The organism is Sphingomicrobium aestuariivivum, assembly GCF_024721585.1.
GTDB lineage: Bacteria > Pseudomonadota > Alphaproteobacteria > Sphingomonadales > Sphingomonadaceae > Sphingomicrobium > Sphingomicrobium aestuariivivum.
The window spans coordinates 1573720-1593180 of sequence record NZ_CP102629.1; the positions used below are offsets into that span (position 1 = coordinate 1573720).

The window sequence follows — 19461 nt, forward strand, 5'->3', positions numbered from 1 at the left end:
ACGGAGGAGGCAGGGGCTGGGCCATGTCGATCGAAGCCAAACTCCAAGAGCTGGGCATTGAACTGCCCGAACCCGCCGCTCCGGTGGCCTCCTATCTCCCCGCGGTCGAAGCCGGTGGCTTCCTCCACATCTCGGGGCAGATCTCGATGCGCGAGGACGGCTCGCTGATCGTCGGTACGCTGGGCGAGGATTATGATCTCGAAAGCGGTATCGCGGCGGCGCGTCGCTGCGGGATCATGCTGCTCGCTCAGATGAAGAAGGCGCTCGGCTCGCTCGACCGCGTCGAGAAGGTTGTGAAGCTCGGCGGATTCGTCAATTCGGCGGCCGACTTCACCGACCAGCCCAAGGTCGTCAACGGCGCCTCCGACCTCATGCAGGAAGTGTTTGGCGAGGCCGGACGCCACGCCCGCTCGGCGGTCGGCGTGAACACGCTTCCCCTCGGCGTTGCGGTCGAGGTCGATGCGATCGTCAAGATCCGCGACTGATCCGCTCGATCCCGGGCCCGGTGGATTTGCCCACCGCGGTCTTCACGACGATTCCGCACCCGAAAATTCGATGGCGGCCTTTCGCGCGGCCATCGAGCGGGGCTGCGGGATCGAATGCGATCTCCAGCTGTCGGGCTGTAATAGCGCGATGGTCTTCCACGACCGCGACGGGCGCCGCCTGTGCGGCCACGAGGAACGCGTCGCGCATCATGATGCGGCGAGCATCGGCGGCTGGTCGATCAACGGCACTGCCGAGAAAGTCCCGAGCCTCGCGCAGCTGCTCGAGCTCGTGGACGGGCGGGTGCCGCTGCTCCTCGAGCTGAAGGAAGAGCATCGCAACGGCGAGCGTATCGCCGCCGCCGCGCTGCGTGACCTCCATGGCTATGATGGGCCCGTCGCGCTGATGAGCTTTTCGGCGCGCGCCATGCGCTTCGTGCGCACCACCGCCCCAGAGGTGCGGCGCGGGCTCGTCCTGTCCGACCGCGACATCGCGATGCGGCGCTGGGACAAGCGCCAGCGCGCACAGCCGCATTTCCTCGCCGTGAAGGTGGCAATCATCGGACGCGGCTGGGTCCAGTCGGCGCGCGACGAGATGCCGGTCTACAGCTGGACCGCGCGGACGGCGGCGGACGCGGCAAAGGTTGCACGATATGCCGACGCCCCCATCTGGGAGGGCGATGGACACCCCCGCCCCTGAACTTTCCGCGCGGCTGCTGCCCGCCATCGACAGTGTCGCGCCCGCGCAATGGGATGCGCTCGCGGGGGGGAGTGATCCTTTCGTCAGCCATGCCTTCCTTTCATTGCTCGAGGCCTCGGGCAGCGTTGGCGAGGGGACGGGCTGGTCGCCGCTCCACGTGCTGGTCGATCGGGGCGGGGAGGTCGTCGGCGTGGCGCCCGCCTATCTCAAGGCACACAGCCAGGGCGAATATGTTTTCGATCACGCCTGGGCCGAGGCCTATGAGCGTGCAGGCGGCGACTATTATCCCAAGCTCCAGCTTTCCGTGCCGTTCACGCCTTGCCCGGGGCCGCGCCTGCTCGGCGATCGCGCCGCACTGATCGCGGGGCTCGAGACGGTGGCGGTGCAGAACGGCCTGTCGGGCGCCCACGCCACCTTCATCGAGGAGGGCGACCTTGCCGCCTTCGAGGCGCGGGGCTGGCTGGTCCGCGAAGGCGTCCAGTTTCACTGGTTCAACCGCAGTTATGCCAGCTTCGACGACTTTCTCGGCTCGCTATCGAGCGGGCGTCGGAAGAATATCCGCAAGGAGCGGGCGCGCAGCGTCGAGGGGCTCGAGGTCGAGATCCTGAGAGGCCGCGAGATCGGGCCGGACGCCGTCGAGGCGATGTGGCGCTTCTACCAGGACACGGGGAGCCGAAAATGGGGCTTTCCCTATCTCACCCGCGCCTTCTTCGACGGCATGGTGGAGGCGCTCGGCGATGCGCTGCTCCTCTTCCTCGCGCGCGAAGGGGGCGAGCCGGTCGCGGGCGCACTCAACCTTGTCGGGGAGGACACGCTCTACGGTCGATATTGGGGGACGGTGGTGGACCGTCCGGGTCTCCATTTCGAGCTGAGCTACTATCGCGCGATCGAATGGGCCATCACGCATGGGCTGAAGGTCGTCCAGGCGGGTGCGCAGGGCGAACACAAGCTGATGCGCGGCTACGAACCGGTGCGGACGTATAGCGCGCATTTCCTGCCCGACGCGGGCTTCCGCGCCGCCGTCGCCGACTTTCTCGAACGCGAGAAGGTCGCGGTCGCGCAAGAGATGGAATGGGCGGCGGACGCGCTGCCCTTCCGTAAGGGCTGAACCCTATTCCTCGCCGAAGACGGCGACTTCGCGGCTGCCGTCATGGCTGGCGAGGCCGCGATACATGCCGGGCGTGGTGAAGCTCCATGCCGCATCGCCCTCGGGCGAAACGGCGATAATGCCGCCGGTGCCGCCCATGTCGCCGATCTCCTCGAGGACCTCGTCGAGCGCTTTCTGGAGGTCATGGCCGCAAAACCGCATCCGCGCGCAGATTTCGTGCGCGGCGGCGGTGCGGATGAAGATTTCGCCGAGCCCCGTGGCCGAGACGGCGGCGGCGCGGTCGTCGGCATAGGTGCCCGCGCCGATCAGCGGCGAATCGCCGATGCGGCCCCAGCGCTTGGCGGTCAGCCCGCCGGTCGAGGTGGCGGCGGCGACATGGCCGTTCGCGTCGACCGCCACCGCGCCGATGGTCCCGTACTTGATCTCGGCATCGAAGGCGTCGTGACCCTTGGCGAGTAGCTCGTCGAGCTGGCGCCGCCGCTCGGAGGTGACAAACCAGCTGTTGGCGACCTGTTCGAGCCCCGCCTCTCGGGCGAATTCGTCGGCGCCGCCCTTGGAAATGAGGACGTGGGGGCTGTCTTCCATCACCTTGCGCGCCGCCGAGATGGGGGCGCGGGTGGAGCGCAGCCCCGCGACCGCGCCTGCATGGCGGCCGTTGCCGTCCATGATCGCGGCGTCGCATTCGACATGGCCATCGGCGGCGAGCACGCTGCCGCGGCCGGCGTTGAAGGCGGGATCCTCCTCGAGCACGCGGGCGGCGGCCTCGACCGCGTCGACCGCGCTGCCGCCGTCGGCGAGGATCGCGGCACCTGCCTCGAGCGCATCGGCGAGACCGGCGCGCGCGGCGCGTTCCTGTTCGGCGTCGAGATGGCCGGGCCGCATCGAGCCCGCACCGCCGTGAATCATGAGCTTCCACATGGTGCCCGCCCTAGCCGCTGCGCGCCTCGCTTTCCAGTTTCGCTTGCGAATCGACCCGCTCTGATATAAAAGTGATATCAATTAAAAGGAGAGAATGATGAACGCGATCGAAGAGGGTCGTCTGCGCGCAAGCGACGAGCATGCCGCTTCCACCATGTCGGGCTATCCGATGCTGCTGGTGCTGCTGGCGGCCGGCGCGGCGATGGTCTGGACCATCAGCCAGCTGATTGCCGACAACCATAATTGGATGACCATCGGCGGCATCATCTTCTGGCCGCTGGTCTTCACCTTCTTCTCGGTCGGCTTCTACATGCTGCAGCCCAACCAGGCGGCGGTGATCACGCTGTTCGGCACCTACAAGGGCACCGACCGCACCGACGGCCTGCGCTGGGTGCTGCCGTGGCTCGGCAAGCACAAGGTGTCGGTCCGCGCCAACAACTTCATCTCCGACCGGATCAAGGTCAACGACAGCCGCGGCAACCCGATCGAGATGGCCGCGCAGGTCGTGTGGCGCGTGGTCGATACCGCGCAGGCCGTGTTCGACGTCGACGATTACAAGGAATTCGTCCGCGTCCAGGTCGAGGTCGCGATCCGCACGGTGGCGTCGCGTCACCCCTATGACGATTTCGAACATCAGGACATCACGCTGCGCGGTCACCTCGAGGAGGTCGGCGTGGAGCTCCTCAGGGAAGTGCGCGAGCGTCTCAAGGTCGCCGGCATCACCGTCGACGAATGTGGCTTCACCCATCTTGCCTATGCGCAGGAAATCGCGAGCGCCATGCTGCGACGCCAGCAGGCTCAGGCCGTCGTCGCGGCGCGCCAGACGCTCGTCGAAGGCGCCGTCGGGATGGTCGAGCAGGCGCTCGCCGACCTGTCCAAGCGCGATGTCGTCGAACTCGACGACGAGCGCCGCGCGGCGATGGTGTCGAATCTCATGGTCGTCCTGTGCGGCGAGCGCGACACCCAGCCGGTCGTCAACGCGGGCAGCCTCTACTAGGGGCGCCCGCCCGACGCTGACCGATGGCCAAGCGCAAAGCCTTTCCCCTGCGGCTCGATCCCGCGCTCTACGAGAAGATCGAGATGCTCGCCGGCATCGAGCTGCGCTCGGCCAATGCCGAGATCGAGATCCTGCTGCGCGAGGCCCTGAAGAGCCGCGGGATCAATCTCGATCCGCCCAAGACGGTGAAGCGGGGCCGCCCGCCCAAGAAGGAGAGCGAATGATGCTGGGACTGATGTTGAAGGACGCGCCGCTGGCGGTGCGGATCGCCGCCTGGGTGGCCGCGATCGTCTTCCTTGTCGCGGGCATCACCCTGCTGGTGGGAGGCCGCTGATGGAAGATGGTTCGAACGGTTGGTTCTACGCCAAACGTTATGGCTATGGCGCGGGCCTGCCGCGCAGCTGGCAGGGTTGGCTGGTCACGGCGCTGTTCGTTGGCGGTGCGCTCGCCGCCTCCCTCCTTCTGGCACCCCTCAGCATGCTGGCCTTCGTCGGCGTGATGATCTTCCTCACTTCCATTTTCCTGCTGGTTGCCAAGCGCACCACCACGGGGGGCTGGAAATGGCGCATGGGCAAGGACCGCGACGGCGGCACTTGGTAGGAGTGAAGCGATGACCGACAAGAGCTGGTTCAACCCCTCGCGGCCCGGGTACGGCACGGGATTTCCGCACAATTGGAAGGGCTGGGCGGCGATGGCCGTGCTCGCCGCCATCGTGGCGCTGATCGCCTGGCAATTTCACGACAATGAGCCGCTGGCGGTGGCGCTGATCCTGCCGCCGCTCGTGGCCTTCATCCTCGTCGCCCGCGCCAAGACGCGCGGCGGCTGGAAGTGGCGTGGACGACAAGGAGAATGACGATGCTGGGACTGACGGTGGCCGCCATGCTCGCGGCGAGCGAACCAGTGATCTTCGAGGAAGTGACCGTGCCCGGCCCCGAGGGAGCCTTGTCGGCGCTCCTCAGCGATCCCGCTCCCGACGCGCCCGTCGTCATCCTCATCCCGGGCTCGGGGCCGACGACCCGCGACGGCGAGAACCCGATGCTCGGCGGTGGCGGGAAGATCTACGCCCAGCTCGCAGAGCAGTTGGCGGCGCGTGGGGTTGGCATGCTGCGGGCCGACAAGCGCGGCATGTTCGCTTCGGCAGGAGCCATCGCGGACGCGAACAAGGTGACGATCGCCGATTATGCCGGCGATGCGCGGCAGTTCGTCGACCTCCTCGTCGAGCGCGACAAGCCCTGCGCCTGGCTGATGGGGCATAGCGAGGGCGGCTTGGTCGCATTGTCCACCGCACAGGATGCGGAAAATATCTGCGGTACCATCTTGCTCGCCTCGATGGGGCGGCCGGCGGGCGTGCTGTTGCGCGAACAGCTCGGCCGCGCGCTTTCCGACGAGCAGAAAGTCGAACTCGATAAAGTCGTCGCCGCGCTCGAAGCGGGCGAGACGCCCGATCCGAGCGGACTGCCGCCGCAGGTGGCGGCGCTCTTCAATCCCGTTATCATCGACTATCTCGGCGATCTCGTTCGCAGTGATCCGGCCGCACTGGCAGCGAAGACCTCCAAGCCGATGCTGATTGTCCATCTTGAGGAAGACCTGCAGGTGCTCGCCGCCGATGCCGACGCGCTCGCCGCGGCCCGGCCCGATGCCACCCGCATCGACTTCGACGCGGTCAATCACGTGCTCAAGCCGGTCGAGCCGGGCAACCTGTCCGACAACCAACTCGCCTATATGGATTCCGAGCGGGTCATCGACCCGCGGATCGCCGAAGCGATCGCCGACTTCATCCTCGCCGAACGCTAGAAGCGGCGGAAGCGGGGAGCCTTGCCCTCGATCAGCGCGTCGTCGAGCAGGCGCGCGAGCCGCATGCCGCCCTTGACCGCGCTGTCGCGCATCACGGGGACGAGCGTCTCGATATCGCTCGCGCTGAGCACGGGGCGTTCGACCTCGGCATCGCAGGGGTCGGTGTCGAGCAGCAGCGGATAGGCATAGTCCTTCGACACGCCCCACATCTCGCGGCTCCAGTCGACGACGTCGCCCTGCTTGAATTCATCGAGCTGGCTGCGGCTGTAGCCGGTGACCACGCCGTCGGGCCCGCCGGGCGGGGTGGTGAAGGCGCGTTCGGCGAGATAGCCGTCCCAGATCGCATGGAGGTTGGTCTCGTCGATGACGCCGTAGAGCGCGGCGACGCCATTGCCGCCGCGGTCGGCCATGTCACCGGCATGCATCGGCTGGTGGAGGTCGCCGACGAAGTGAAGGAGGAAGGCAAGCGCCTCGACACGCACGCTGGTCGGCAGGCTGGCGTCGGCGAGCAGGCGCGCGTTGCGCTCGACCTGCGCGGCGACGCAATTGCCGCCTTCGCAAGCGGGGCCGAGGTCGAACGGCTTGCAGATGTTGACGTTCTGGTAGTGCCACGGAAAGGCGTAGGCGTAGCGGTCGCCCATCGGCTTGATGCAGTCGGCCCAGATGCTGGCGTCCTCGACCGTCGCGACCGAGCATTCGGGCGTCTCGATAAGATCGCCCTGCGCCAGCAGCGCGCGGATCGCGGCGCGGGTTTCGGGCTGCACCTCGTTCATCGCTATGCGCGCGATGAGGCCGTGGCCATATTCCCAGTAAGCGGCGGCGGGGCTGGCAATGAACATCGTGGCGGCCGCGACCATCGCGGCGAGGAAACGGATCATTCTTCGTCCTTGTAGATGGCGACGACGCGGTCGCCGTTGGAGCGTGCGTAGCCCCGGTACATGCCCGGCGTGTCGAAGGCAAAGACCGGCGTGCCTTCGGGACCGAGCACGATGACGCCGCCCGAGCCGCCAAGCTCGCCGACCTCGGTGATGGCGCGGTCGGCAAAGCGGCGCGTGAAGCTCTCCCAGATGCCACCCCGCACCTTCGCCGCATCGCCGATCTGCTCGTTGCCCGACAGGCCCGAGATGAAATTGCAGATGTTGTAGGCAACCGCGAGACGGATGAAATACTCCCCCGTGCCGGTGGCCGAGACGCCGCAACCCGCATTGGCATAGGTGCCCGCGCCGATGATCGGCGAATCGCCGATGCGGCCCCAGCGCTTGCCGGTCATGCCGCCGGTGGACGTGCCCGCCGCATAGACCCCGTTCGTGTCCATCGCGACGGCACCGACGGTGCCGAATTTATGATCGACCTCGAGCTGCGAGACCTGCTCCTCGGCCTCCACTCGCGCCTTGTAGCGGATGAGGGCGTCGTGGCGCTCCTGCGTGAAAAAATAGGAGGGATCGACCTGCTCGATACCGCGCTCGGTCGCGAAGCGGTCGGCGCCTTCGCCCGACAGGAGGACATGCGGGCTGTCCTCCATCACCTCGCGCGCGGCGAGGATGGGGTGGCGGGTGGTCGACAGGCCGGCGACCGCGCCCGCCTCGAGCGTGTCGCCGCGCATGATCGAGGCATCGAGGCTGTTGGTGCCCTCCCAGGTGAAGACCGCGCCGCGTCCCGCGTTGAAATTGGGATCGTCCTCGAGGAGCGTGATCGCCGCCGTCACCGCGTCCATCGACGAGCCGCCCGCCGCCAGCACCTCTTCACCCGCCGCGAGCGCGGCATCGAGCGCGGCGCGGATTTCGGCGTCCTTCTCGGCGGTCATATTCTCGCGCAGGATGGTGCCCGCGCCGCCATGGATGACGATGCTCCATTGCGGCTGGTCGGCGGGTTGGGCGGCGGCGAGGCCGAGTGCGAGAAGGATCGACATGAGGCGGGCTCCTTGAAGCGGTAGCGGGGCTACCAGGGAATATCCTGCCCGTCATAGGCCACGAAGCGCCCCGAATTGTCGAGGCCCGTTTCCTCGATCCGCTGTCTCAAGCCCTCGACACTCGTCTTCGTGTCAATGAGCGCATTGGGGCCGCCCATGTCGGTCTCGACCCAGCCGGGATGCAGCATGCCGATGGCGATGCCGTCGTCGCGGAAATCATGGGCGAGGCTCTTCCATGCCGCGTTCACCGCCGCCTTCGACGAGCGATAGGGGATCGAGCCGCCCGACGAATTGTCGGCGATCGAGCCCATCTTCGAGGTGAGGACGACCATCTTCTTCTGGTCCGACCCGGCGACATTGGGGCGCAGGCGCTGGGCCAGCAGGGTGGGGGCGATGACATTCACTTCCATCAGCTCGAGCCAGCCCTCGCGCTCGGGCTCGCGCGGGCCGTAGATGCCGGCATTGTTGATGAAGACGTCGACCGCCTCGTCGCCGATCTCGCCCATGAAGCGGTCGATCTCGTTGGGGTCGAGCACGTCGAGCCGGTGGGCACGGACATTGTCGATGCCGCCGAGCTCGCTGATGTCACCTTGCGACCGCGCGGTGGCGATGACGTCCCAGCCGTCATTGGCATATTGCTCGGCCATCTCGCGGCCGATGCCGCGGCTCGCACCGGTGATGAGGACGGTGGGCATGAGGGATCTCCTTCGGGAAAATTGCGCTTTCAGCCTCAATGAACGAAGGCCCGCCTTGGGTTCGTCATCAACCGCGTCTATATCGCCTTCATGTCCGAGATCCGTCCGTGGCGCACGATCGAGCGCCGTCAGTCCCGCCAGATCATGGTCGGCAATGTCCCCGTTGGCGGGGATGCGCCGATTTCGGTGCAGACGATGACCAATACGCCAACCTCCGATGCCAAGGCGACGATCGACCAGATTCGTCGCTGCGAGGAAGCCGGCGTCGACATCATCCGCGTCTCCTGCCCCGACACCGACAGCACCGCGGCCATGCCCGAGATCGTGAAGGCGGCGAACGTGCCGATCGTCGCGGACATCCATTTCCACTACAAGCGCGCGCTCGAGGCCGCCGATGCGGGCGCGGCCTGCCTGCGCATCAACCCCGGCAACATCGGCAGTGACGAGCGGGTGAAGGAAGTCATCCGCGCCGCCAAGGCCAATGGCTGCGCGATCCGCATCGGGGTCAATGCGGGCAGCCTCGAGAAGCATCTCCTCGAAAAATATGGCGAGCCCTGTCCCGACGCGCTGGTCGAAAGCGCGATGGATCACATCAAGATCCTGCAGGACCATGATTTCCACGAATATAAGGTTGCGGTGAAGGCATCCGACCTGATGCTCGCGGTGGCCGCCTATGGCGAGCTGGCGGCGCAGGTCGACTGCCCGCTGCACCTTGGCATCACCGAGGCGGGCGGATTGATCGGCGGGACGGTGAAGTCCGCGCTCGGCATCGGTTCGCTCCTGTGGGCGGGCATCGGCGATACCATCCGCGTCTCGCTCTCGGCTGAGCCCGAGGATGAAGTGCGCGTCGGCTACGAGATCCTGAAATCGCTTGGCCTGCGCTCGCGCGGCGTGCGCGTCGTCTCCTGCCCGAGCTGTGCGCGGCAGGGCTTCGACGTCATCCGCACCGTGCAGACGCTCGAGGAGCGTCTCCAGCATATCAAGACGCCGATGAGCCTTTCGGTCCTCGGCTGTGTGGTCAATGGTCCGGGCGAAGCGCGCGAGACCGACATCGGGGTGACCGGCGGCGGCAACGGCAGCCACATGGTCTATCTCTCGGGCGTCAAGGATCATCACATCCAGGACGAGAGCATGGTCGATCACATCGTCCGCCTCGTAGAGGAAAAGGCCGCAAAGATCGAGGCGGGCGAGGCCGAGGCCTTCGTGCCCGCCGGCCACGGTTGAGCGGGGAGTGAGCGGGCAGCCCGTCCCCTTTGACGTCATCGAGGCGCATTGGTGGGTGTTGCCCGCGCTGTGGGCGGCGGGTGTCCTCCTGCTGGCGATCATCGATGTGCGCTTCGGGGGCGCGCGCGAGCCCGGCAAGGCGATGGGCGGCTGGCGGCTGCTCGCCATTCTGGCGCTCATGACGATCTTCATGACAGGCGGGCTGGCCGGCATGATCGTGGCCACGCCGCTGATGATGGCGGGCGACATGCATATCGCGGCGCCGCTGTTCCTCCTCAGCCCGATTGTCGGCATCGTGCTCGCGGTGCAGGCGAAGAAACTGTTCGTGGCGCTGCTCGGCGGCAGGTCGCGCTGGATCGGCGCCCCGCCGCGTTAAGCCATGCTCCACGTCGTCCATCACGCCGATTACATGGCGCCGCAGCCGACGCGGGGCAGCTTCAAGTTCGACAAGTACATGCTCGTGATGGAAGCACTGCGGGAGAGCGGCGCCGCCATCACCGAACATGCCCCGCCGCCCATGCCGAGACGGTGGCTCGAGGCGGTGCATGATCCCGACTATGTCGCCGAAGTATTCGAGGCGCGGGTGCCGCCCGACAAGGAGCGGCGCATCGGCTTTCCGGTCACCGCGCGAATCCGCGACCGCGTGCGCCACACCAACGGGGGCACTTGGCTCGCCGCGCATCTGGCGATGGATCATGGCTATGCCGCCAACAGCGCGGCGGGGAGCCACCATGCACGCTATGACAGCGGCGCGGGCTATTGCGTCTTCAACGATCTCGCGGTTGCCGCCAACCGTCTGCTGGCGGAAGGAAGCGTGGGGCAGGTGCTGGTCGTCGACCTCGACGTTCATCAGGGCGACGGCACCGCGAGCCTCACGGCCGGGCGCGGCGACATCTTCACCTTCTCGGTCCATGCCGAGAAGAACTTTCCCGTCCGCAAGGCGGCTTCCGACGTCGACATCGGGCTGCCCGACGGGACCGGCGATGCGGCCTATCTGGACGTGATCGAGCGCGAACTGCCGCGCCTGCTCGACCATGTCCGCCCCGACGTCCTGCTCTATCAGGCCGGCGTCGACCCGCATAAAGGCGACAAGCTCGGACGGCTCTCGCTCAGCCATGCGGGGCTGGAGGCGCGCGACCGCATGGTGGTGCGCATGGCGCGGGCGCGGGGCGTGCCCGTGGCGAGCGCACTCGGCGGCGGCTATGGTGCCGACCAGCGCGAGGTCGCCGCCCGCCATGCCGCCTCCATGCTCGCGATGGCCGACGAAAACCGCGTCTTCGCAATGGCTTGAACGAGACGCGGCGAAGCAAATTTGCTATGGTGCCGCTGTCCACGCCGGGGGGCAGAGGAGAATGCTGATGGCTGACCTTGCCCGACATGATCGCGAAATCGCGGCCCGCCACCGCTACGAGTTGCTGCGCGCCTTCGCTATCGGCGCTACCGCAGTGGGAGCGCTGGCGATCGGCGCCGTCGCCATCGGTCGTTTGGCGATCAGGAACCTGAAGATCGGCGATGCCTGGATCGACCGTCTTACGGTAAACGAACTCGTCGCCGACATGCGCTGACACCGCGCCAGCCCATAATATTTACCATTACACGCTAGACCCGCGTGCATGCGCGTTTTTGCCTTCACTGTCATCCTGCTCGCCCTCGGCGTGGCCTTTGTCATGCCGGACGAGGGACTCGAGGCGTCGGGCGAGGCCGAAACCGTCATGGTCGAACCGCAAGCCGCGCCGCCCGCTCCAACGCCGGCGGCGAACGTCTATGGAGCGGTGTCCTTCGAGCGCGGGCCGGGCGGCCACTTCTGGACCGACGCCGAGGTCGAATATGGCCATGTCCGCTTCCTCGTCGACACGGGCGCCACCGGCGTGGTGCTGACCGAGGAGGATGCGCGCCGCGTCGGCATCCGGCTCGATCCCTCCTCCTATCGCGTCGTCGGGCGACAGGTGTCGGGTGACGTGCGCGGCCAGTTCGTCACGCTCCGCTGGATCAGCGTCGGCGGCAGGCGCGTCGATAATGTCGAGGGCATCGTCGTCGAGGGCGCGCATCTCTCGCTGCTCGGCCAGTCCTTCCTGTCGCGCGCGGGACGGATCGAGATGCAGGGCGACCGGATGATGCTCCACTAGGACGCTTGGCGGCAGCGCCAAGCTCGGGCAAGGGCGGGGCATGAGCCAGCGCCATTCCCTCACCGCTTTCCTTGGTGCCGTGCTGGCGATCGGCTTCCTGTCGGCGATGGACGCGGCGATGAAGACGGTGAGCCTTGCCTATGGCGCCTATGCGGCGCTGGCGTGGCGCACGGTGATCGCCGCGCCGCTGCTCGCCATCCCCTATTTCCTCTTCCGCAAGGCGGTGCCCTCGCGCCGCGTCATGCGCTTCCACCTGATGCGCGGCGCGATGATGGTGCCGATGAGCTTCGCCTTCTTTTACGGCCTTACTCATGTGCCGATGGCACAGGCGATCGCGCTCGCCTTCGTCGCGCCGCTCCTCGCGCTCTGGCTCGCCCGCGCGTTCCTCAAGGAAGAGGTCGGGCGGCGGATCGTCACCGGCTCGCTGCTCGCCTTCGGCGGCGTCGTCGTGATCTTCCTCGGGCAGGCGCAGGCCGATCTCGGGCGCGAGGCGCTGGTCGGCAGCATATCGATCCTCGTCTCGGCGCTCCTCTACGGCGTCAACATCGTCCTGATGCGCCAGCAGAGCCAGCATGCAGGGCCGGTCGAGATCACCTTCTTCTATTTCGCGGTATCGGGGCTCGGATTCTGGCTCGTCGCGCTGGTCGTCGGCGCGCCGCCGCTGCCCGCCTCCGAGCCGGTGGCGATGCTGCTGGCGACGGGGCTTGCCATCTGCGGCATGATGGGGCTGGCCTGGGCCTATGCGCGGGCCGAGGCGAGCTATCTGTCGACGACCGAATATGCGGGCTTCTTGTGGGGCGCGCTGTTCGGCTTCCTTGTCTTCGGCGAAGTGCCGAGCGGCTGGACGGTGATCGGCGCGCTGTTTATCGTCGCCGGCAGCTGGATCGCCGCGCGCCGCGCGCCCGAGCCAGGGCCGACGCTCGAAGCCGCGCCCTGAACACTACCGCCTTTTTCCCCAAGGCACGGATCGCGCGACCATTTGTTACCAAGAGGCAATTGCATCGCCGCTCGCCCCGCCTAAGCCGGGACGGCACGGCAAGTAGCGGGAGTGTTCGTCGATGGTGGCCAGTCAGATCGCGCTCGGGCTCGCGCTCCTGCAGGCCGCGCCACAGGAGGCGCCCGAAACCCCGCGGGAACAGCCCGTTCCCGTCGAGGATTTCGGTGTCGAGGGCGACAGCATCATCGTTACCGGCACGCGTCCGCGCGGATCGGTGATCGGCGACGTCGATCCCGTCATTACCCTCGATGCGCGCGACATCCGCTCGACCGGCGCGACCAGCGTGTCCGAACTGCTCGAGGCGCTGGCCCCCGAACTGGGTTCGACCCGCGGGCGCGGCGGCGGGCGTCCTATCCTGCTCGTCGATGGCCGGCGCATCTCGGGGTTTCGCGAGCTGCGCGACCTGCCCGCCGAGGCGATCGAGCGGGTCGATATCCTGCCCGAGGAAGTCGCGCTCAAATATGGCTATCGCGCCGATCAGCGCGTGGTGAACTTCGTCCTGCGGGAGAATTTCTTCTCCACGACGCTCGAGACCGAGGCGCGCTTCCCGACCGCCGGCGGGCGCTTCGGCGGCGAATGGGAGGTCGACCGGCTGATGCTCTCGCCCGGCAAGCGCACGACCTTCAATTTCGACTATGAGTTCGACGGGCTGCTGACCGAGGATGAGCGCGACATCGTCCTCGAACCGGTCGAGACCGCCGATGGCGTCATCGATCCGCGCCCGTTGCGCAGCCTCGTTTCCTCCGAGGAGCAGCTCCAACTGTCGAGCGTGATCAAGCGCCCGATCGGGGAGGCGACGGGCACGATCAACGTCGAGCTTTCCGAGGCCGAGCAGCGCGGGCTGCTCGGCCCCGCCATCGCCACCATCGACGTGCCGGCCGGCAGTCCCTTCGGCGACGGCACCGCCTACAGCCTCGTACGTGACAGCGGGCTGGGCGCACTGGAGCGCGAGCGGCGCACCCGCGAGGGCGCGCTTGCCTTTGTCGTCAATTCGGCACCAGGCGACCGGCGCTGGTCGACGACCGGCAACCTCGAGGTGACCGAGACGCGCACGCTGACCGACCGCGGTCCCGACGTGGCGGCGATCCAAGACGGGCTCGATGCGCTTGATCCGGCGGTGGATCCGACCGGCGCCTTCGCCTTTGCCGCCCTGAGCCCGCGCGACCGTGCGCGCTCGACGGTCCTGTCGACGGGGGTCGACGGACTCCTGAGCGGCGACTTGTTCAAGATGCCCGCCGGTACAGTCACGACCAGCCTGCGCGCGGGCGCGACCTACCTCTCCATCGATTCGGCGAGCCTGCTGGACGGCGTGGCGGAGGACGTCTTCCTCGACCGCCGCCGTCTGTTCGCGGCGGCCAGCCTCGACGTACCGCTGCTCGACGACAGCGCCATCGGGAGCCTGTCGGCCAACATCAACGGCGGGGTGGAGGACCTTTCCGATTTCGGTACGCTGACGATTTACGGGGCAGGGCTCAACTGGGAGCCGACGGGGCGGCTCGACCTGCTCGCCAGCTTCACCGTCGAGGAAGGCGCGCCCGGCCTGTCGCAATTGGGCGATCCGCAGGTGACCGACCCTGCCGCGCGCGTGCTCGACCTCGTCACCGGCGAGACGGTGATCGCGGCGGTGACCACTGGCGGCAATCCCGCGCTGCTGGCCGACAGCCGCACGGTGTGGAAGCTCGGCGCCAATTACGAGCTGCCGATCGACAGTGACGACTGGCAATTGAGCCTGCGCGGCGATTTTACCTCGACGCGGATCGACGACCCGATCGGCGGTTTCCCCGAGCTCACGCCGGAGATCGAGGCGACCTTCCCCGAGCGGGTGACGCGCGATGCGGACGGGCGGCTGGTGGCGCTCGATGTCACCCCGATCAACTATGCCGAGGAGCGGCGCGACGCGCTTCGCTGGGGCCTCAACTTCCGCAAGAACCTTGCGCCCAAGCCGCCGTCCGAGGCGACCATCAACCGCTTTCGCGAGCGCTTCCGCGGCATGCGCGGGCAGGCCGGGCAGGCCGGGCGTGCCGGACCACCGCGTCCCGAAGGCGAGCAGGGGCCGCCCTCACCGCCGCAGCAACGGCCGCAAGGCGAGGGACAGCAACCAGCAGCACAGGCGCAATCTCCGCAGCACGAGGCGCGGCGCGGTGGCGGCCGTTTCGGGCGCTTTTCTTCCGCGCGGGGTCCGCGCGGCGGTCGCCTCTATGGCTCGATCACGCATGAGGTGAATTTCACCGACCAGCGCACTATCGTGGAGGGCGGGCCGGTGCTCGATTTCACCGACGGTGCCTCGCTCGGCCGCTTCGGCGGGCGCTCGCGTCACAAGGTCGAGAGCCGCCTGGGCATCTTCAACAACGGCTTCGGTGCGCGCGTCAGTGTCGACTGGTATGGCGCCACGCGCGTCGACAGCGGGATCGGCGAGCTGCGCTACGACGACTATGGCACGGTCGACCTCAGGCTCTACGCCAACCTCACCGAGCGGCTCGACCTCATGGCGAAGCACCCGTGGCTGCGCGGAACCTCGGTGCGAATCGCGATCGACAATGTCCTCGACCAACGTCCGCGCGTGACCAACGAAAATGGCGAAGTGCCCCTCGCTTACCAGCCGTCATTGCTGGTGCCCGAGGGGCGAACCTTCGCCATCCAGTTTCGCAAATTGTTCGTGCCGCGGCGCTTTATCCGTGAGGAACGGGAGCGTCGCCGCGCGGGCAGTTAGCCCTTGTTCTTGCAGCGCTCGATCGAGTCGCGCACGACCTGCATCGCATCGTCGCGGTCGCCCCAATGGCCGATGCGTACCCACTTCTCGGTCTCGAGATCCTTATAGTGGGTGAAGAAGTGGTTGATCTGCTCGACCACGATCGGCGGCAGGTCGGTGTAATTCTCGACGTCCTTGTAATAGGGCGAGACCTTGGTGACCGGTACGGCGAGCAGCTTTTCATCGCCGCCGGCCTCGTCCTCGAGGTGGAGCACGCCGACGGGGCGCGCCTTGATGACGGTGCCCGGCAGCAGCGACCAGCGCGTCATGACAAGGCAGTCCAGCGGATCGCCATCGTCGCACAGCGTCTGCGGGATGAAGCCGTAGTTGGTGGGATAGCGCATCGGCGTGTGCAGGATGCGGTCGACGAACATCGCGCCCGACTTCTTGTCGAACTCGTATTTGACGGGTTCGCCACCGATCGGGACTTCGATGAAGACGTTCAGTTCGTGCGGGGCGTTGTCGCCCACGGGAATCAGGTCGAGGTTCATGGTGGCGCTCCCTTAAGACTTTGAAAGCGCGGCGCAAGGGGCTTCGGTTCCCATCCCGCGAAAACGGGTGGAAAGGGGCAGCGCCAGCGGCTAATCGCCGTGCCTATGGAAAAATTGCGTCCCCTGAAGGGCACCCAGAGCCTGTATGGCGAAGCGGCCGACCGTTTCGCGCATGTCGTCGCCACCTTCGAGCGCGTGCGCCGCCTTTACGGCTTCGGCCGCGTCGAGGTGCCGATGTTCGAGATGACCGGCGTCTTCGCCCGCACGATGGGCGAGACGAGCGATGTCGTTTCGAAGGAAATGTGGACCTTCGAATCGCGCTCGGAGGGCTCGGTCACGCTGCGCCCCGAATTCACCGCGGGCATCGCGCGCGCCTTTCTGTCGGAAGGCTGGAAGCAATATGCGCCGATGAAGGTCGCCACCCATGGCGCTGCCTTCCGCTACGAGCGCCCGCAGAAGGGCCGCTATCGCCAGTTCCACCAGCTCGACGCCGAGGTCATCGGCTCGGCCGACCCGATGGCCGATGTCGAATTGCTGTGCTTCGGCGCGCAGCTGCTCGAGGAGCTGGGCATCGAGGGCGTGCGCCTCAAGCTCAATACGCTGGGCGACAGCGAGAGCCGCGACAATTGGCGCGCTGCGCTCATCGAGCATTTCGCCGCGCACCGCTCGGAACTGTCGGAGGACAGCCAGGAGCGGCTCGAGAAGAACCCGCTGCGCATCCTCGATTCGAAGGATCCGCGCGACCGGCCTTTCGCCGACAGCGCGCCGACCATGCAGCTTTCCGCCGAGGCGGAAGACTTCTTCGGACAGGTAAAGGCGGGTCTCGACGCGGCGGGGGTGGCCTATGAGCTCGACCCGCATCTCGTGCGCGGTCTCGATTATTATCGTCATACCGCCTTCGAATTCGTCACCGACCAGTTGGGCGCGCAGGGCACGGTGCTCGCGGGCGGGCGCTATGACGGGCTGATCGAACAGCTCGGCGGCCCGCACACGCCGGCGGTCGGCTGGGCGGCTGGCATCGAGCGGCTGTCCATGCTGCTCGACCATGACGCGAAGGACGCCATCGAGGCGGCGATCCTGCCGATGGGCGAGGAAGCGCGTACCTATGCCATCCGCGCCGCGCAGGTCCTGCGCGAGGCGGGCATCGCGGCGGAGATCTTCTGGTCGGGCAAGATGGCCAAGCGGATGAGCCGCGCCGATGCCGCGGGCGCTGGCGCCGCGCTCATCATCGGCGAGGACGAGGTCGCCGCCGGCACGGTCCAGTACAAGGACCTTCGCACCGGCGAGCAGCGCCAGCTGACGCCCGAAGACACGATCGATCCCATCACCGACCTCGCCGCCGAGGCGATGCTCGCCGAGTGGGAAGAAGGGGAGAGCCGCTGATGGCGACCGTATCCGACGAGCGCATCGAGCAGCTCCTCGCCAAGAAGGAAGACCTCCAGGGCCGCATGGCGGCGGGCGACCTCGACCCCGCCGACTTCGTCAAGCTGTCGAAGGAATATGCCGAGATCGAACCGGTCGCCGAAGTGGCGGCCGAGCTGAAAAAGCTGCGGTCCGAAAAGGCCGACCTCGCCGGGATGCTCGAGGATCCCGAGATGCGCGACATGGCCGAGGAAGAGGCGCTGGCCATCGACAAGGCACTGCCCGGCGTCGAGCGCAAGCTCGCGCTCCTGATGCTTCCCAAGGATGCGGCCGACGACAAGCCCGCCATGCTCGAGGTGCGCGCCGGCACCGGCGGTGACGAGGCCGCGCTGTTCGCGGGCGACCTCTTGCGCATGTACCAGCGCTATGCCGAGGAACAGGGCTGGAAGGTCGAGCTGATCAGCGCCAATGCCAGCGATGTCGGCGGCTACAAGGAAGCGGTCGCATCCGTGAAGGGCGCGGGCGTGTTCGCCAAGCTGAAATTCGAGAGCGGGGTTCACCGCGTCCAGCGCGTGCCCGCGACCGAGAGCGGCGGGCGCATCCACACGTCGGCGGCCACCGTCGCCGTCCTGCCCGAAGCCGAAGAGGTCGACGTCCACATCGACGAGAAGGACCTGCGGATCGATGTTTTCCGCGCCTCCGGCCCCGGCGGCCAGTCGGTCAACACCACCGACAGCGCGGTACGCATTACGCACATCCCGACGGGCATCGTGGTCAGCCAGCAGGACGAGAAGTCCCAGCACAAGAACAAGGCCAAGGCGATGAAGGTGCTGCGGACGCGCCTCTACGAGCATGAACGCGCGATCGCCGATGCCGAGCGTTCGGGCGCGCGCAAGTCGATGGTGGGTTCGGGTGACCGTTCGGAGCGGATCCGCACTTACAACTTCCCGCAGGGCCGGGTGACCGATCACCGCATCAACCTCACGCTGCACAAGCTCGACGCGATCCTCGAGGGGCCGGGGCTGGGCGAGCTGGTCGACGCGCTCATCTCCGAGGATGAGGCGCAGCGGCTCGCGGGTCTCGAAGAGGAAGCGTGAAGCTAAGCGAAGCGGCGGCGCGGCTCGAAGGGGCGAGCGAAACGCCGCGGCTCGATGCCGAACTGCTGCTTGCTAACGCGCTGGGCATGGAGCGCGACCGGCTACTGCTCGAGGGCATTCGCGAGGGTGACGCCACCTTCGCGGCGCTGGTCGAGCGCCGCGCCGCGGGCGAACCGCTCGCCTATATCACCGGCAGCCGCCACTTCTGGACGGTCGAGATCAAGGTCGGTCCCGGCGTGCTGATCCCGCGTCCCGACAGCGAAACGCTGCTCGATGCGGCGGTGGCGCACTTCAAAGGCGGTAAGGCGCCCGCGCGCATCCTCGATCTCGGGACGGGACCGGGCAGCCTCCTGCTGGCCGGGCTCGATGAATGGCCCGGCGCCACGGGGCTCGGCGTCGATGCCTCGCAAACCGCGCTCGGCTATGCGCGTGCAAACGCGAAGGCGCTGGACATGGAGGAGCGCGCCAGCTTCCGGCAAGGCGACTGGGGCGCGGGGATCGAGGAGCGTTTTGACCTCATCCTGTGCAACCCGCCCTATATCGCCGAGACCGACCCCGACGTCGCGGCGGACGTTCGTACGCACGAACCGGGCGAGGCGCTGTTCGCAGGCGAATCGGGGCTCGACGACTATCGGCGGATCGCGCCGCAGCTCGGCCAACTGCTCGCACGGGGCGGGCTGGCGGTGCTCGAGATCGGCCACGACCAGGGCGAATCGGTGGCCGCGATCCTCGAATCGAGCGGTTTTTCGCCACTCCTGCACCGTGACCTTGCCGGCCGCGCCCGCGCGCTTTCTATCAGAGGTTGACGAAAA

The 19461-nt window shown here is 67.4% G+C and carries 23 protein-coding genes; 18 read left to right on the forward strand and 5 right to left on the reverse strand.

The annotated features are described in order from the left end of the window. Nucleotides 1-23 precede the first annotated feature (23 nt). Genes NUW81_RS08150 through NUW81_RS08160 form a run of 3 tightly spaced genes read left to right on the forward strand, consistent with a single transcriptional unit; the run spans nucleotide 24 to nucleotide 2290 of the window. A complete protein-coding gene (locus NUW81_RS08150) occupies nucleotides 24-485 on the forward strand; it encodes a RidA family protein (protein WP_245112286.1) in 462 nt (153 codons plus the stop codon). Further along, complete coding sequence (locus NUW81_RS08155; protein ID WP_260508488.1) at nucleotides 460-1182, forward strand: glycerophosphodiester phosphodiesterase family protein; 723 nt, start codon at nucleotides 460-462, stop codon at nucleotides 1180-1182. The genes NUW81_RS08150 and NUW81_RS08155 overlap by 26 nt, the downstream gene beginning before the upstream one ends. Then, entirely contained in the window at nucleotides 1163-2290 is a 1128-nt protein-coding gene (locus NUW81_RS08160; protein ID WP_245112288.1) for a GNAT family N-acetyltransferase, read from the forward strand. The genes NUW81_RS08155 and NUW81_RS08160 overlap by 20 nt, the downstream gene beginning before the upstream one ends. 3 nt (nucleotides 2291-2293) lie before the next feature. On the opposite strand, the gene NUW81_RS08165 is transcribed toward NUW81_RS08160, so the two are convergent. After that, entirely contained in the window at nucleotides 2294-3208 is a 915-nt protein-coding gene (locus NUW81_RS08165; RefSeq protein WP_245112289.1) for an isoaspartyl peptidase/L-asparaginase family protein, read from the reverse strand. A gap of 94 nt (nucleotides 3209-3302) precedes the next feature. Here NUW81_RS08165 and NUW81_RS08170 point away from each other — a divergent pair, with 94 nt between their 5' ends. The 5 genes from NUW81_RS08170 to NUW81_RS08190 all read left to right on the forward strand — a co-directional run bounded on the left by NUW81_RS08170 (nucleotide 3303) and on the right by NUW81_RS08190 (nucleotide 5999). Beyond that, entirely contained in the window at nucleotides 3303-4205 is a 903-nt protein-coding gene (locus NUW81_RS08170) for an SPFH domain-containing protein (protein ID WP_260508489.1), read from the forward strand. A 23-nt stretch (nucleotides 4206-4228) separates the two neighbouring features. Beyond that, nucleotides 4229-4429, forward strand: a complete 201-nt coding sequence (locus NUW81_RS08175; protein ID WP_245112294.1) for a type II toxin-antitoxin system antitoxin — start codon at nucleotides 4229-4231, stop codon at nucleotides 4427-4429. A 109-nt stretch (nucleotides 4430-4538) separates the two neighbouring features. After that, a complete protein-coding gene (locus NUW81_RS08180) occupies nucleotides 4539-4805 on the forward strand; it encodes a hypothetical protein (protein ID WP_245112296.1) in 267 nt (88 codons plus the stop codon). 10 nt (nucleotides 4806-4815) lie between these two features. After that, the gene (locus NUW81_RS08185; RefSeq protein WP_245112298.1) at nucleotides 4816-5058 is read left to right on the forward strand and encodes a hypothetical protein; all 243 of its coding nucleotides are present in this window, start codon (nucleotides 4816-4818) and stop codon (nucleotides 5056-5058) included. 2 nt (nucleotides 5059-5060) lie between these two features. Further along, on the forward strand, nucleotides 5061-5999 hold the full coding sequence (locus NUW81_RS08190; protein WP_245112300.1) for an alpha/beta fold hydrolase: 939 nt from the start codon (nucleotides 5061-5063) through the stop codon (nucleotides 5997-5999). Here the strand turns inward: NUW81_RS08190 and NUW81_RS08195 are convergent. Genes NUW81_RS08195 through NUW81_RS08205 form a run of 3 tightly spaced genes read right to left on the reverse strand, consistent with a single transcriptional unit; the run spans nucleotide 5996 to nucleotide 8603 of the window. Continuing rightward, nucleotides 5996-6877, reverse strand: coding sequence for a S1/P1 nuclease (locus tag NUW81_RS08195; RefSeq protein ID WP_245112302.1), 882 nt, complete (start codon nucleotides 6875-6877; stop codon nucleotides 5996-5998). The two genes, NUW81_RS08190 and NUW81_RS08195, sit on opposite strands and share 4 nt — an antisense overlap. Then, nucleotides 6874-7908, reverse strand: a complete 1035-nt coding sequence (locus NUW81_RS08200; protein ID WP_245112305.1) for an isoaspartyl peptidase/L-asparaginase family protein — start codon at nucleotides 7906-7908, stop codon at nucleotides 6874-6876. Before NUW81_RS08200 ends, NUW81_RS08195 begins: the two co-directional genes overlap by 4 nt. A gap of 29 nt (nucleotides 7909-7937) precedes the next feature. Next, complete coding sequence (locus tag NUW81_RS08205) at nucleotides 7938-8603, reverse strand: SDR family oxidoreductase (RefSeq protein WP_245112307.1); 666 nt, start codon at nucleotides 8601-8603, stop codon at nucleotides 7938-7940. A gap of 90 nt (nucleotides 8604-8693) precedes the next feature. Between NUW81_RS08205 and ispG the strand changes: the two genes are divergently transcribed. The 7 genes from ispG to NUW81_RS08240 all read left to right on the forward strand — a co-directional run bounded on the left by ispG (nucleotide 8694) and on the right by NUW81_RS08240 (nucleotide 15660). Next, complete coding sequence (ispG, locus tag NUW81_RS08210; protein ID WP_245112308.1) at nucleotides 8694-9827, forward strand: flavodoxin-dependent (E)-4-hydroxy-3-methylbut-2-enyl-diphosphate synthase; 1134 nt, start codon at nucleotides 8694-8696, stop codon at nucleotides 9825-9827. Nucleotides 9828-9834: 7 nt separating this feature from the next. Further along, nucleotides 9835-10203, forward strand: a complete 369-nt coding sequence (locus NUW81_RS08215) for a hypothetical protein (protein WP_245112309.1) — start codon at nucleotides 9835-9837, stop codon at nucleotides 10201-10203. Between the two features lie 3 nt (nucleotides 10204-10206). After that, nucleotides 10207-11118, forward strand: coding sequence for a histone deacetylase family protein (locus tag NUW81_RS08220; RefSeq protein ID WP_245112310.1), 912 nt, complete (start codon nucleotides 10207-10209; stop codon nucleotides 11116-11118). 67 nt (nucleotides 11119-11185) lie between these two features. Beyond that, a complete protein-coding gene (locus NUW81_RS08225; RefSeq protein ID WP_245112311.1) occupies nucleotides 11186-11392 on the forward strand; it encodes a hypothetical protein in 207 nt (68 codons plus the stop codon). 48 nt (nucleotides 11393-11440) lie between these two features. Further along, nucleotides 11441-11953 carry a retropepsin-like aspartic protease family protein gene (locus NUW81_RS08230; protein WP_245112312.1) on the forward strand — a complete coding sequence of 171 codons (513 nt, stop codon included), beginning with the start codon at nucleotides 11441-11443 and terminating at the stop codon, nucleotides 11951-11953. A 40-nt stretch (nucleotides 11954-11993) separates the two neighbouring features. Beyond that, a complete protein-coding gene (locus tag NUW81_RS08235) occupies nucleotides 11994-12890 on the forward strand; it encodes a DMT family transporter (protein WP_245112313.1) in 897 nt (298 codons plus the stop codon). Between the two features lie 121 nt (nucleotides 12891-13011). After that, the gene (locus NUW81_RS08240; protein ID WP_245112316.1) at nucleotides 13012-15660 is read left to right on the forward strand and encodes a TonB-dependent receptor plug domain-containing protein; all 2649 of its coding nucleotides are present in this window, start codon (nucleotides 13012-13014) and stop codon (nucleotides 15658-15660) included. Here NUW81_RS08240 and ppa read toward each other — a convergent pair. Then, the gene (gene ppa / locus NUW81_RS08245) at nucleotides 15657-16190 is read right to left on the reverse strand and encodes an inorganic diphosphatase (RefSeq protein WP_245112317.1); all 534 of its coding nucleotides are present in this window, start codon (nucleotides 16188-16190) and stop codon (nucleotides 15657-15659) included. The two genes, NUW81_RS08240 and ppa, sit on opposite strands and share 4 nt — an antisense overlap. Before the next feature lie 105 nt (nucleotides 16191-16295). Between ppa and hisS the strand changes: the two genes are divergently transcribed. Genes hisS through prmC form a run of 3 tightly spaced genes read left to right on the forward strand, consistent with a single transcriptional unit; the run spans nucleotide 16296 to nucleotide 19455 of the window. Beyond that, entirely contained in the window at nucleotides 16296-17573 is a 1278-nt protein-coding gene (gene hisS / locus NUW81_RS08250) for a histidine--tRNA ligase (RefSeq protein ID WP_245112318.1), read from the forward strand. Next, entirely contained in the window at nucleotides 17573-18649 is a 1077-nt protein-coding gene (prfA, locus tag NUW81_RS08255; protein WP_245112319.1) for a peptide chain release factor 1, read from the forward strand. Before hisS ends, prfA begins: the two co-directional genes overlap by 1 nt. Further along, nucleotides 18646-19455, forward strand: coding sequence for a peptide chain release factor N(5)-glutamine methyltransferase (gene prmC, locus NUW81_RS08260; protein WP_245112320.1), 810 nt, complete (start codon nucleotides 18646-18648; stop codon nucleotides 19453-19455). Before prfA ends, prmC begins: the two co-directional genes overlap by 4 nt. Nucleotides 19456-19461 lie beyond the last annotated feature (6 nt).